11 protein-coding genes are annotated in these 14,341 nt (G+C 39.0%); 10 read left to right on the top strand and 1 reads right to left on the bottom strand.

The window, feature by feature from the left end; all coding sequences use genetic code 11:
• Positions 1–14 precede the first annotated feature (14 nt).
• The 10 genes from AAEU33_RS11985 (at position 15) to AAEU33_RS11940 (ending at position 13,624) form a co-directional block, all read left to right on the top strand.
• Positions 15–2,438 (top strand): TonB-dependent receptor, encoded by a 2,424-nt coding sequence (locus AAEU33_RS11985; protein ID WP_345987728.1) that lies wholly within the window; start codon positions 15–17, stop codon positions 2,436–2,438.
• A 62-nt stretch (positions 2,439–2,500) separates the two neighbouring features.
• Positions 2,501–3,622: a glycoside hydrolase 100 family protein gene (locus AAEU33_RS11980; protein WP_345987727.1), complete on the top strand. Its 1,122-nt coding sequence runs from the start codon at positions 2,501–2,503 to the stop codon at positions 3,620–3,622.
• Positions 3,623–3,666: 44 nt separating this feature from the next.
• Entirely contained in the window at positions 3,667–4,317 is a 651-nt protein-coding gene (locus tag AAEU33_RS11975) for a zeta toxin family protein (protein WP_345987726.1), read from the top strand.
• Positions 4,314–5,720: an MFS transporter gene (locus AAEU33_RS11970; RefSeq protein WP_345987725.1), complete on the top strand. Its 1,407-nt coding sequence runs from the start codon at positions 4,314–4,316 to the stop codon at positions 5,718–5,720. The genes AAEU33_RS11975 and AAEU33_RS11970 overlap by 4 nt, the downstream gene beginning before the upstream one ends.
• A 349-nt stretch (positions 5,721–6,069) precedes the next feature.
• Positions 6,070–6,396: a hypothetical protein gene (locus AAEU33_RS11965; protein ID WP_345987723.1), complete on the top strand. Its 327-nt coding sequence runs from the start codon at positions 6,070–6,072 to the stop codon at positions 6,394–6,396.
• Between the two features lie 143 nt (positions 6,397–6,539).
• Positions 6,540–8,855, top strand: coding sequence for a TonB-dependent siderophore receptor (locus tag AAEU33_RS11960; RefSeq protein ID WP_345987722.1), 2,316 nt, complete (start codon positions 6,540–6,542; stop codon positions 8,853–8,855).
• A 3-nt stretch (positions 8,856–8,858) separates the two neighbouring features.
• Positions 8,859–10,304 (top strand): DUF3526 domain-containing protein, encoded by a 1,446-nt coding sequence (locus tag AAEU33_RS11955; protein WP_345987720.1) that lies wholly within the window; start codon positions 8,859–8,861, stop codon positions 10,302–10,304.
• Positions 10,304–11,650, top strand: coding sequence for a DUF3526 domain-containing protein (locus tag AAEU33_RS11950; protein ID WP_345987719.1), 1,347 nt, complete (start codon positions 10,304–10,306; stop codon positions 11,648–11,650). Before AAEU33_RS11955 ends, AAEU33_RS11950 begins: the two co-directional genes overlap by 1 nt.
• On the top strand, positions 11,644–12,339 hold the full coding sequence (locus AAEU33_RS11945; RefSeq protein WP_345987717.1) for an ABC transporter ATP-binding protein: 696 nt from the start codon (positions 11,644–11,646) through the stop codon (positions 12,337–12,339). The genes AAEU33_RS11950 and AAEU33_RS11945 overlap by 7 nt, the downstream gene beginning before the upstream one ends.
• A 244-nt stretch (positions 12,340–12,583) precedes the next feature.
• Positions 12,584–13,624 (top strand): YaiO family outer membrane beta-barrel protein, encoded by a 1,041-nt coding sequence (locus AAEU33_RS11940; protein WP_345987715.1) that lies wholly within the window; start codon positions 12,584–12,586, stop codon positions 13,622–13,624.
• A 353-nt stretch (positions 13,625–13,977) separates the two neighbouring features.
• Here AAEU33_RS11940 and AAEU33_RS11935 read toward each other — a convergent pair whose 3' ends face one another.
• Positions 13,978–14,334, bottom strand: a complete 357-nt coding sequence (locus tag AAEU33_RS11935; RefSeq protein WP_172279099.1) for a response regulator — start codon at positions 14,332–14,334, stop codon at positions 13,978–13,980.
• Positions 14,335–14,341 lie beyond the last annotated feature (7 nt).

Here is a 14,341-nt window from a genome sequence, read left to right as displayed (position 1 = left end):
AACTCCGAAACGATATGGAATCAAAAATTTTTACCAGACTGCTTATTTTGGGTACGATGAATACAGCTGCATTCATGTTTTCCCAAAGTACAGAAAATGATACGATTGTAAAAAGTAAGGCCATTGATGAAGTGGTGATCACAGGAAATTCAAATCCTAAAGCTTCCATTAAAACCAGTACTTCTATATCCACATTAAAAATGAAAGACATAGAAAATGCTGCTCCAAGAACAACTGCGGAAATTTTCCGTACTATTCCGGGGATCCGTTCGGAATCATCAGGAGGGGAAGGAAATTCCAATATTACGGTAAGAGGAGTTCCGGTTTCGGCAGGAGGTTCAAGATACCTTCTGATCCAGGAAGACGGTTTACCGGTGATGCAGTTTGGAGACATTGCTTTCGGAACGCAGGACCAGTTTACCCGATTTGATTCTTTTGTTTCCAGGGTGGAAGCTTTACGAGGAGGATCTGCCTCTGTTTTTGCCAGCAATTCTCCGGCAGGGATCATCAATTTTATTACAAAAACCGGAGAAAAAGAAGGTGGAAGCATTACGCAACAGATTGGTCTTAATTATAAAAACTACAGAACAGATTTCGATTACGGAACATCCATAGCGGAAAATACCTATATCGCAGTAGGAGGATTTTACAGGATATCGGACGGACCGAGAAAAACCGGATTTAATTCCAATAACGGCGGACAGTTCAGACTTTCTTTACTGAAAAAGTTTGATAAAGGAAGCTTCAGAATATATGCAAAGCTCCTTGACGACAGAACAGCCGCTTATATGCCGATGCCGGTAGGCGTTACAGGAACCGACGGAGATCCTAAATGGTCTTCCCTGCCGAATTACAATATTCTCACAGGTGCTTTACAAACCATTAATCTGCAACACGACAGAACCTTAGGAAATGACGGAAATATTTTTAACAGCGATGTTTCGGATGGAATGCATTCCCTTTCAAAGGTGATCGGGGCAGAGTTTAATTATGACCTTGGAGAAGGCTGGAAGCTGGAAGAAAAAATTCGTTATGCGGCCAACAGCGGACAGTTTATTGCCCCTTTTCCTGCCAGTGTAAGCAAAGGCAGTGATTTCTTTACTGCTGCTAATTTCACCAATTTCGGAAGTGCTGTGTATGCAGGGACGAATACTCCGGTAGATATGAATGCCAATTATATGAAGTTGGCCCTTTTTAATGTAAAGCTGAACAACTTCAACAACTTCGTGAATGACTTGAATATCAACAAGAAATGGAACAGATTAAAATTGAATGCAGGCTTATATAAATCTACACAAAACATCAATATGTCCTGGATGTGGAACAATTACATTCAGGAAGTCAATGACAGCAATGCCCGGTTGGTTGATGTAAAAGATACGACCGGAGCATTGATCACAGACCATGGTTTACTGAATTACGGAATGAAAGACTGGGGAAACCTGAAGAGGGATTACAATACCAAATATGATATCACCGCACCCCATGCCCAGATTGAAATCAATGCAACAGATCAGCTGACGATAGATGCCGGAGCAAGATACGATATCGGAAAAGTAACGGGAACTTTTTCAGGCGCCACTGTTACCTATACCAGCCTTGATATGAATGGAAACGGCGTCATTGATATTCCTGAACAAATGGTGGGATCCAATGATAACATTAATGTTCCGGTCAACTACAGATATGGCATTTTCGGATATTCGGTAGGCGCCAATTATGCACTCAACAGTAAAAATGCTGTATTTGCAAGAGTAAGCCAGGGTGGAAGCGCTTCTGCAGACAGAATCCTGTTTTCAGGATATAATTATACTAATAATGACGATCCTGCACTGGATGCTGTAAAAGTAAATGAAGTTAACCAGATAGAAGCGGGATACAAACTCAGAGGAGCGGGATATTTCCTGAATACCACACTTTTCTACGCCGGAACAAAAGAAGCGAATTACGAAGCAACCACCCAGAGGAAAACAGAAAATAAATACCAGTCCCTGGGAGTAGAGCTGGATGGATATTACAGAATTACAAAAAGTTTTGAAGTAAAAGCAGGGCTTACTTATACCCACGCTGAGATCAAAAATGCACTTGACCCTTCTATTATTGGGAACACGCCGAGAAGAACCCCAAAGCTGATGTATTCCGTAAACCCGAATTTCAATATGGGTAAAGTGAATGTCGGGTTTTATCTGATCGGAACCACAAAAGCATACACCCAGGATTCCAATAAGCTGGTGATGCCGGGATATGCTATTGTAAATCCTTACATTTCTTATCAGATTATGAAAAACCTTTCAGTAAATGTGAATGCCAATAATATCTTTAACGCCATTGCAGTTACGGAGGCCGAAGAAGGATCCATCGCAGGCGGAAATGGAATTGTAAGAGCCAGAACACTTCCGGGAAGCAGCTACAGCGCAAGTGTGAAATTTGATTTTTAATAGTTGGTTATAGACGGAACGATTTTTTTTAATCCGCTCTGTATTTAAAAAAAATAAAAAATATGTTTAAACAGGAAGCCATAGAGATCATCAGAAAAGCCATTACAAAAGAGGGTATTCTGGCCTCAGCACAGCAAAAAGATAATTATGCAAGAGTATGGTCAAGGGATTCGATGATGACAGGATATGCCGGAATTTTAATCCATGATGAGCAGATCATTTCCGGGCTTAAAAGATCTATTCTCACCTTAGCCGAACATCAGGCAGAAAACGGGCAGATTCCTTCCAATGTGGTGAATAGCAAAGCGAGTTACGGAACACATGTAGGAAGAACGGATGCTACGGCATGGTGGATTGTTACGACCTGTGAATACCTTAAAACAACATCAGATGATACGCTTAAAAGCAGCCTGAAAGAGAAGATATATCAGGCGCTTTCATGCCTTAAGACCTGGGAATACAATCAAAGAGGTTTGGTCTACAGCCCCCTTGGAGGAAACTGGGCAGATGAATATGTGACATCAGGATATACGCTGTATGATAATGTTCTGAGATACTGGGCATTGAAAAACACCTCAGAAGTTTATAATGATCCCGAATTAAAAGCAGTATCGGAAAACACAAAAAATCTCATCCAGCAGAATTTTTATAAAAATGATTCCAATGTAACCAGGTATCATGAAACAGCCTACGCAAAAGCTTCAGCAAAACCCTACTTGTGGGCGTCACTGAATGCACACGGATACGACGAACGGTTTGATCTGGCCGGGAATGCACTGGCTCTACTTTTAGATTTTGAAATGGATATACAGGCTTTTTCAGAATTTCTAAAGGGTATCCGTGATGAGTTTAAGCACTGGATGCTTCCTGTCTTTTACCCGGTTATTTTTCCGGGAGATGACGATTGGCGTTTACTGGAAAACAACTACAGTTACAGCTTTAAAAACCAACCCTACCATTTTCATAACGGAGGATCGTGGCCTATATTTTTAGGATGGCTGTGCCTGGGGCTTAAGAAAAAGGGAATCAGGGAAATTCCTGAAAAAATTATGACGGAATACGAAACATTAATGCATGAAAAGGGTGAGCATTTCAGAGAATATTATTCAACAGACAAGCTCTTGCCACTGGGAACCGGGCAGCTTTGTTTTTCTGCATCCGGATATCTTTTCATGTCGCTGTAAAGCATTGTTTCAAATAACCAAGATAGGTTCAAAAAATTAAAAAAATGATTGGAGATATTATAGAACTGAAAGAAAAACATCTGGCAACTGCCAGAGAGATCACAGAAATACTGAAAAAACGTTTCACTTTACATAAAGACCAGAAAATAGCGATAGGAATTGCAGGAGAAAGCGGAAGCGGAAAGTCCGTAACAGCTTTTGCCGTTCAGAAGATCCTGGAACAGGAAAACCTGAAGAGCATCGTTCTGCAAATGGATGATTACTTTAAACTTCCCCCGAAAACAAATCACGAAAACCGTTTGCAGTCTCTGGACAACGTAGGCATACTTGAAGTTGATCTCGATACACTTTCTCAAAATATAAGGGACTTTAAAAATGGAGATCCGGAAATAGAAAAACCTTTGGTGAACTACGGTGAAAACACTATAAGCAACGAAATAGCGGATACATCAGAATATAGTATTATTATTGCAGAAGGCACTTACGTCCTTGAAATTGAAGCTTTTGATTTTAAAATTTTCATAGACAGGGATTATAAGGATACTTACAGAAACCGGATGAACCGTAACCGGGATGAACAAAGTGATTTTATAGAAAAAGTATTGGAAATAGAACATCAGATTATCAGAAATTTTAAAAATAAAGCAGATCTTATTCTGGGGAAAAACTATGAACTTTTAAATACCCGTTTATGAAAGCAAAAAGAATCATTCCCCATCTGAGCTTCTGGCAGATCTGGAACATGAATGTCGGATTTTTTGGTATTCAGTACAGTTTCGGACTTCAGCAGACGGCCGTAAATCCTATTTATTCTTTTTTGGGTGCCCATGCTGAGCAGCTTCCTATCCTGAATCTGGCCGGGCCTATCACAGGGTTACTGATACAGCCTCTGATAGGAGCCATCAGTGATAAGACCTGGAGTCCTAGGTGGGGACGAAGAAAGCCATTCTTTTTGCTCGGTGCTCTATTTTGCAGCATTGCTCTATTTTTATTCCCTTTCAGTTCTACCATCTGGATGGCAGCGGGTTTGTTATGGATCCTGGATGCGGCGAATAATACAGCTATGGAGCCTTACCGTGCTTTTATTGGTGATAAGCTCCCTGAAGACCAGCAGACATTCGGCTTTCAGATGCAGAGCCTGTTTGTAGGGGCGGGTATTACCCTGGCAAATCTTTCACTGTTTGTTTTTCAGAAATATCTCGCAGGAAATTCTACGAACGGCGGTATTCCGGTCTGGGTTTACTATTCTTTTTTCTTAGGTTCCTTCTGCTCCATTGCATCGGTAGCCTGGTCTGTGTATAAGACACCGGAGATTCCGCCCACCGAAGATGAGCTTAAGGACATAAAAAAAGCCAAAGAAAGCAGCACGTTTTTTACTCCTTTTATAGAAATAATCATTGCCATCAGAGAGATGCCGAAAGTTCTCTGGCAACTGGCCCTGGTGTACCTTTTCCAGTGGTATGCCCTTTTTGTGTACTGGCAGTTTATCACGCCCATGCTGAAATGGTCACTGTACGGCGTTTCCGAAGCTGATGAAATGAAAGCCCATCATCTTCTGGAAAGCACTAAAAGCGGAATACCCATTGCAGCATCCGACCTGACTTGGGCAAAAAACATATTGCACCAGGTAGAAGTAGCAGTAGGACAAACGGGACTTATGAATGGTTCTTATAATATTGTGACCATGATTTCCGCATTACTCCTGGTACCTTTTGCTAAAAAGTTCAGTTCAAAAAACACTTATATTTTCTGTCTATTCCTTACAGGATTGGGAATAATGACGTTACCTTTTATCAGGAATGAATATGCTATTCTTATCCCAATGGTGGCTCTTGGAATTGGATGGGCTTCCATGATGGGCTTGCCCTACTCCATCGTTTCCCCTTCTATCCCTCACCGGAAAAGGGGAATCTACATGGGAGTTATCAATATGATGATCGTTATTCCCATGCTGATTCAGACCCTGTCTTTCGGGACTATTTTTAATTTCTTTCTGAATAGTAATCCTTCTTCAGCCATTATGGTCTCCGGAATATTATTTCTGACTGCCGGCGCATGTGTCTTTTTTATTAAACCTGATATTCCTAAAAGCGAATAATACCGGATGATAAGAATTATTCTTTAATAAAACTTCAATAAAAAAATCCCAGCTTTCGTTGGGATTTTTTAAGCCAAATAGCTACAATTCTCCGATATTGCAGCATTTATATTATTTTTTCGCAAGCTCTACTCTACGGTTTTGTGCGTTACCTTCTTCAGAACTATTATCCCCTATAGCATTTAATACTGCTATAAGAAGTTCTTTTCCCATATCCAACAAGCTAACTGCTCAAACATAGAGTTTATGTTTTGCTTGTTATTTTTGGGTTGGCGACATTCAATATTGCAACAAAGTTTCATTTTATAAAATTTTATCCTTACTTTTACCGCTTCTTATGCAAAAAACATTGAAAATCTTTTTTACCTTTTCTCTGTTACTGATCTTTCTTTCGAACGTCAGTGGAATAAGCATATGTCTTGAACATGCGAAACATGTAACAACCAAAATTGACAACAAAAAAGATTCTAAAAAGGAAAAAGCCCCTACAGTTTCCCAGGACGACTGCCAATGTGCACTCCATTTGCAGATGAATACAAGTCTTCTTCCGGAAATTCAGAATCTAAATTTTGCCATAAACGATTCAAATGATAACGAAATACTTCAGCCAAAGGCCGTATCATACCGTTGTCTCCTTGATTTTTTCTCTTCCAGGGCTCCTCCCGTTCTCTCCTGATTTCTAGTTTTTCAAACTAAACTCTTTTAGCTACAGATTTGTTATCTGCAGTAACTGTCTTTTTGGGATATTTTATTTTAAAAGCAGAATAAGATATTCTTTACTCACCAGGTATTTAATTATACCCATTTTACTCTCTATTTATGTCATTTAATGCTTATAATCCTGGAATCATACATTTTATTCCCACTAAAACTTTTCATTTAGCAGGCTTAGGTTGTATCATATTCTCAGGTGCGATCCATGCTCAGAAAATTAAAAAAGATTCAATTCCCGTCACTATTCAGACGGTAGAAATTACAGGGCGAAAATCCAAAGATTATATTTCCGATTATTCATTTGCGGCCACTAAGATTGCGATGAAAAACAAAGATCTTCCGCTCACGCTCAATACGGTTACCAAAGAACTCATCAACGACAGGCAGGCGTTCAGGCTGGGAGATGTACTGAAAAATGTTGCAGGCGTTTCCAATGTAAGTTTTTATAATCAGTACAGCATCCGGGGAATCAGCCAGAATGAAGAAGGCCAGATCATTAATGGAATGCGCACCAGGCAATATTATTTTCTTCAGCCGATGACCTCACACATCGAGCGTGTGGAGGTTTTTAAAGGTCCGGCAAGTATTACCATGTCCAGCGTAGACCCAGGAGGAACCATCAACATGGTAACTAAAAAACCTTTGGCAAATTCCCGTTACGAAGTAAGTTTATCGGGAGGAAGCTTTGATACCTATCGCCTTTCCGCAGATGTAACCGGACCTTTGAATACCAGTAAAACGCTTTTATACCGTTTCAACGGTGCCCATCAGCATGCCAAATCGTTTCGGGATCATGTAAAAAATAACGGAATTTTAATAGCTCCCTCGATCTCCTTTATCCCTAATGATAGAACATCGGTGAATGTAGAAATGATTTACAACGAAATGAACGGAAACCTCGACAGAGGACAGCCTATCTTTGGAGCAGTTGCCGGAAAAACCGATCTCAACAGTACTCCTGTCAGTTTAAATCTGGGGGCTCCGGGTGACTATTTTAAAACAAAAGACCTTACTCTGATGGGAAGTCTAGCCCATCATTTCAATAAAAACATCAGTTTTAATGCTTCTTATATGAAACAGTTCTGGAACGAAGACATCCATGAAACGAGGACGACAAATTCTTTTGTGCCGGATATCAGCAATAACCAGATTTCAAGCCTGGTGATGATGCAGTATATGGAAAGAATTCAGCATTGGTCGGTAGATAATATTAATGCCTATTTTAATTTTACTTACAGAACAGGATCCCTTGAACATCAGACGTTAGTAGGATATGACAGTCATATCTGGGAGAAAAAAAGCGGCGGAAAACAAGATGCGGCAAGAGGTTTCATGATGAAGGATGGAACAGTAAGCTCATCTTATAATCCAGCCAATGCTGCTTTATATCAGACATCGGTTTATAATGGCATTATATTTCCCACCCCCAATGTGAGCCCATTCGACCTGACGCCCGGAGCGGCAAACCATCAAGGGAATAACTATACTGTTTTGAATATCATCAACCCGTTACCAACGGCTTTAACAACTACTCATGCAGCATATGTACAACATTTACTGACGTGGAAAAAGTTTAAACTTCTGGCGGGACTCAGACAGGAATGGTTTCAGGACATTACCCAATATAAGAAAGCGGAAGAAAGTTCTTTCAGAAATCAGAAGATGCTTTACCGGGTCGGCCTGACGTACAGCATCACAGAAAATACAAACATATACGCAACATATCTTACAGGGTATCAGCCACAATCCAATACGGTCACCCTGATGCCGCAAACAGCCAATTTTACAGGTGCAATTTCCGCATCATTGTACAAACCCCTGCTTTCCGATCTGAAAGAATTCGGAGTCAAAACCAAGCTTTTTGGAAAAATTAATGCCACTTTTTCCATCTATGAAATCAATCAGAAAAATATCCTGATGAACGCCAATAATCCTGCGGAGCCCGATCAACTGATCCAGCGTGGCGCAGACAGGAGCCGTGGTTTTGAGGCTGAGTTTACGGGTCATATTCTTCCGCAATGGCACATTTATGCTGGTTACAGCTATATTGATGCAAAAGTTCTGGATGATTCTAATCCTGCTTTAATTGGTTTAGCTAAAGAAAATACATCAAAAAATTCCGTCAATATCTGGACGAGGTATAATTTCACCAAAATTCAGCTTTTAAAAGACTTCGGAATGGGTGCGGGAATGCTCTATCAAAGTAAAAAAATTCCCTGGTTCACCAGAAGTTTCGAACTTCCCGCTTATGCTACCGTGGATGCGGCAATTTATTATTCCGTACCGCAAACTAAGCTTCAGCTGGCTTTGAATGTGAACAATATGACCAATACAACGTACTGGGTAGGAGCTCAGAACTACCTGAGACTGTTCCCGGGAGCCCCAAGAAATTATCTATTTACAGCAACTTATAAATTTTAAACCATGGCTTTTTCAAACCTGAAACTCATTGTAAGAAAAACCCGGCAGGATTTATTTAAAAGTAAACAAAACCTGCTCATTGCCATTACTGTTCTCCTGTTCTGCTTTATAAGCATTGGAATAGGGTTTACAAAATACGGTGAAACCTATTCAAAAATAAGGGAATACCGTAAAGAAACCCGTGAAAACTGGGAACACAGGCCTGATAAGCATCCGCACAGGATGGCCCACTATGGTTATCTCGTTTTCAGAATCGGGCATCCGTTAAGTATTTTTGATAACGGATTGGACGATTACCTTGGAAATGTTATTTTCCTTGAAGCCCATAAACAAAATACCGCTAACCTTTCGGAAGCCGGAAGTTCAGGGATTCTCGTACGTTTCGGAGCGTTCAGTGCAGCATTCATTCTGCAGGCAATTGTTCCTTTGATTATTTTATTTCTCGGTTTTAGCCTGATTGTCCGTGAAAGAGAAGACGCCACACTGAAAATCCTTACCGTTCAGGGGGCCTCCGCACGAGCTATTATATGGGGAAAAATCCTTGGTCTCTGGCAGTTTTCTTTATTGTTTCTGATTCCTGTGATTGCCATCGTTTTAATGGCGGGACTTATGGTTGAATCAAGCCATTTTACTGATATTTTATCAAGAATACTGATCCTTTTTCCGGCGTATATGATCTATTATTTTTTTTTCAGTACATTGACGGTTTTAATTTCTGCAAAAAGCAAAGCTTCGTCATCCGCCTTAATCAGTTTAATTGGCTCATGGATAATCCTGTCGATTTTTTTACCTAAAGGAATTCAGTTTGCAGCGCAGAATCTCTATCCTACTCCATCAAGAATTGCCTTTGAAACCCAGGTAGAAGAGGATGTTATGAAAGTAGGCGACAGCCACAACCCCAACGATCCGCATTTTAAACACATTAAAGATTCGCTTCTGGCAAAATACAATGTGAAAACAACGGATGAACTTCCGGTTAATTACGGTGGAATTGTGATGAAAGAAGGAGAAAGAATAAGTGCAAAACTCTATGTTGATCATTTAAAAAGACTTCAGGATCAATACGATCAACAGCAAAAACTGAATGAAATTTTCGGTTTCATCAATCCTGTGATGGCGATTAAAAATCTTTCAGTGACCGCTTCGGGAACAGATTATTTTGCGTACCGGCAATTTCAGAATCAGGCAGAGGAATACCGCTACACACTCGCCCAGCGAATGAATGATTTACAGATTGAGCACATCCGCAACACTCCACCCAAAAAAGGTGAAAAACAGGCAATGGTAAGCAAAAAAAACTGGCAGGAATTTCCTGATTTTCATTATGAGTTTACGTCAGTTAAAGAAAGTCTGGGTAACCAGATTCTTCCTCTGGTTGCTATTCTTTTCTGGCTCCTTGCCTGTGTTCTGATGATTGAATTAAGTGCAAAAAATTTAAAATTAATCTAATGAATCATTATTTATTTAAACAGTTTTACCGCAACAAAGCCTACATTATTTCTTTGTTGATTCTTCTTTTCGCCGGTTTATGCTCTTTGTACACCGGTAAAAAATTTCTGGACAGGAATGAAGAAATTATGGCTAAAAGTGCAACCTATCAAAAAAACAGCATCGCTAAAAATGTGGAATTACACAGCGATAACATCGGTCTTTTACTCTATTATGTGAAATTTAATCTCGTGAATGAAATACCCAGACTAGCTGCTTTAAATATCGGTATGAGAGATTTGAATCCTTCCATTCAGGGCGTTACAATACGAAACCTGGAAGAACAAAAAAACAATTCCGATTTTTTCAACCCTGCGAATGCAGCGGTTGGAAATTTCGATTTCTCTTTTGTGATGATATTTCTTTTTCCACTCGTGATTATTGCCTTGTGCTACAATATCATTTCCGAAGATCAAGAAAAAGGAACCTGGAAATTACTCTCAGTGCAAAGTCAAAATGTAAGAAAGCTGATTGATGCTAAGTTGCTGTTCCGTTTCCTGGCCGTAAGCTCGGTTTATGTTTTATTGTTAATTGCTGCCCTTTTTTACATTAAAATTCCTGTAGACCTGGCCTTCACTATTTTTGCTTTGTCCGGTTTTCTATATTTGGCTTTCTGGTTTGCCTTATGTAGATGGATTATTGGTTATCAGAAGTCCTCTTCGTGGAATGCTTTAACCCTGGTGATTTTCTGGCTGAGCATGAATTTTGTAATTCCGATGACTGCAAATATGATGATACAGAAATTGATTCCTGTAAAAGAAGGATTGCAGGCACAAATCGAACAACGGGAAGGTTATCACAACAAGTGGGATGAACCGAAAGTTCCTACAATGCAGAAATTCTATAAAATCTATCCCCAGTTCAGCCAATACGAGATTGCGGAAAACAGTGACTTTTCTTACGCCTGGTATTACGCAATGCAGCACATGGCGGATGTGGAATCAGCGGCTTCTTCAAAAAAATATCATGAAAAAATGCAGAGCAGAAACAATGCAGCCATTTACTTAGGGTATATTTTACCGAATATTCAAACACAATGGATTCAGAGCAATGTTGCCGGAACAGGAATGGAAAATCAGCTAAATTATGCAGAAAGCCTGAAAAATTTCCACGAGAAACAAAGGCTGTATTTCTATCCTTATATTTTTGAAAATATAAACGGAAAAATGATCGACTGGAAAAAACAGACTGTAAAAATCTTTACGGATTCTGAGATAATTAATCTTTTCAGCTTACTTCTTCCCTATTTCATTTTAATTTTTTTATTGCTAATCCTTTCACAAAACAAATTCAGAAAGCTATGTTAAAAACCATCAAACTTCACAAAAAATACAACGATTTTACCGCTTTAAAATCTCTTGATCTTGAAATTCAGGAAGGGGAAATCTTTGCCCTTCTCGGACAGAACGGAGCCGGAAAAAGTACAACTATCAATATTCTTTTAGGCCTGATTAAAGCTACTTCCGGTGATGCGTTCATTAACAATATTTCAGTAAAAGATCATCCCGAAAAAATTAAAAAACACCTGGCATATATTCCTGAAACTGTATTACTTTATCCGAATCTTACCGGAATTGAAAATCTTGATTTCTTTTCAAAAATTGCGGGATTTAATTATAATAAAAAAGAACTTTCTGGTCTTTTACAACAAACCGGTTTACAAGAAACTGCTCATAATAAACCTTTAGGAAGTTATTCAAAAGGAATGCGGCAGAAAGTTGGAATTGCTATCGCTCTCGCTAAAGATGCCAAAGTTCTGCTCCTTGATGAGCCGACCAGCGGACTCGACCCGATTGCCACCGCTGAATTTACAGAAATTGTAAGAATGCTAGGCTTAGAAGGACGAACTGTTTTAATGGCCACCCATGATATTTTCAACGCGGTAAGTGTCGCTACGAATATCGGAATTATGAAACAGGGAGAACTGGTGCAAAATATTCCATCCAAAGCGTTTTCAGCTGAAGAACTGAAGGAACTGTATTTGAAAACAATCTAATTATTTTGAATTTTAACTAAAATACATTATTGAATATGTATTGTAACTTCTCTGTATTATCTTTCTTTACAAGAATCTTATGAATGCTTTGATCTCATAGTAGTAATAAGATGGAGAGACAGGAGCTCCTATCAACTTTACGGCCCTTATTTAATGGAAATAATTACAATGAATTACTTAAAAAAGTTTAATATATTTGTTAAAGATACAATTCGTCTTTATATTGATTAAGAATTTCACCTCAATGAGAATATATTTTGGCTATTTAGTTCTTCTGATATTATTTCCGTTACAAATACATGCGCAGCAAAATCTGTCAGCCGACGAATTATTTGCAAAAGCAAGAACTGCTGCATTTGAAAATAAGGATTATACCAACTCTATTGTATTGGCTAAACAAGCCCTGGAAAAAGCCCCCGATTATACCGATATTTCAATTTTTTTAGGAAGAGTTTATACGTGGAATAAGGATCCGGAGTCTGCAAGAACCGTTTTTGAAGCACTTAGGAAAAAAAATATACAGGATGAAGATTACTTTATTGCCTATGCTTCCTTAGAATATTGGAATGACCAGTATAGTAAAGCCAAAGAGATCCTCGACAAAGGGTTATCTTTTCATCCGCAATCTAAAGCACTTTTACTTTTAAAAGCGAAAGTAAATTATACGGACAAAGATTATATTGAATCCGAAAAAGCCATTAAATCCATTTTAGCCATCGATCCGAAAAACACGGAAGCCAATAGCCTTGCCGTAAAAGTGAAAGAGTTTACTTCTAAAAACGCGATAAGCATTCTTTATAACTATTCCCATTTTGATAAGCAGTTTGATGACGACTGGCATGTTGTAGGGATCAGCTATAAAAGGGCTACCCCTATTGGAGCCGTGATTATCAGAGGGAATTATGCCAACAAATTTGCTCAAGACGGTACCCAGATTGAGCTGGAAGCTTATCCACGGTTATCAAAAACATTTTACTTGTATGTGGGAGGTGCCTATTCCAATGATGTCGGGCTTTTCCCGAAATACCGTACAGGGGTATCCCTTTATGCTAATCTTCCTAAGAGTTTCGAAGGAGAAATCGGATACAGACAGCTTTATTTCAGCAACAGCATCTGGATGTACACAGCATCTATCGGAAAATATTACAAGAATTTCTGGTTTAATATAAGAACCTACATTACGCCGGATAACAAAAATATCTCGCATTCCTATACCGGAACAGTACGCTATTATACGAAAAGTGCTCAGGATTATATTGGCTTTCTTTCTGATCAAGCTTTTTAGCGGCTTCCTGCCGGAGATTGTATTCTTTAAACAGATTTTTAATTTTAATTTTTGCAGCCCCTGAAAATTTCTTTTCGGAATCTACCAGTTTTTGCAGGAATAGATTTCTAAATGAAGGACTCCTGGAAAGAAGTACAAAATTCTGATCAAGAGCAACTTCTTCATCCTCATAAACAATAACTTCCGATATTTTTTGATTAATAACCTTCATCCACCCCGAGATTCTCACAGATTCTTTGTACCGAAAAAAACTGTAAACAAGAATCCCTGTAATCAATAACAATACGAGAGACAACATCCCAAGGAAGATAAGAAACAGAAAATGTACAGAAGTGGCTAACAGCATCGTTCTATTATTTAGGGGTAAATCTTTTTATCCTCAACATCAATTCATTAGGACTGAACGGCTTTACAATAAAATCAGAAGCTCCCAGATCAAAAGCGTTTAGTACCACCTCTTCCTGCCCCATACTGGATAGCATAATGACAGGAATCTCCTTTCCCATGGTTTGTATGGCAGAAAGTATTTCTATTCCTGAAGCAAAAGGCATCATGATATCGGTGATGGCAAGGTCTACATCTTTCTCTTTTAAGGTTTCGATGGCTTCTTTACCATTACGGGTAAGGATTACTTCATGCCCTTCCTTTAGTAATTTGTGTTCTATCGTTTTTAGAATCAGTTCATCGTCTTCAGCGATCAGAATCAACATAGTCTTT

The sequence above is a fragment of the Chryseobacterium sp. Chry.R1 genome, assembly GCF_039645525.1.
Lineage (GTDB): Bacteria > Bacteroidota > Bacteroidia > Flavobacteriales > Weeksellaceae > Chryseobacterium > Chryseobacterium proteolyticum.
The sequence above is the reverse complement of the archived record's forward strand: the minus strand, read 5'-3'. Positions and strand labels throughout refer to the sequence as shown.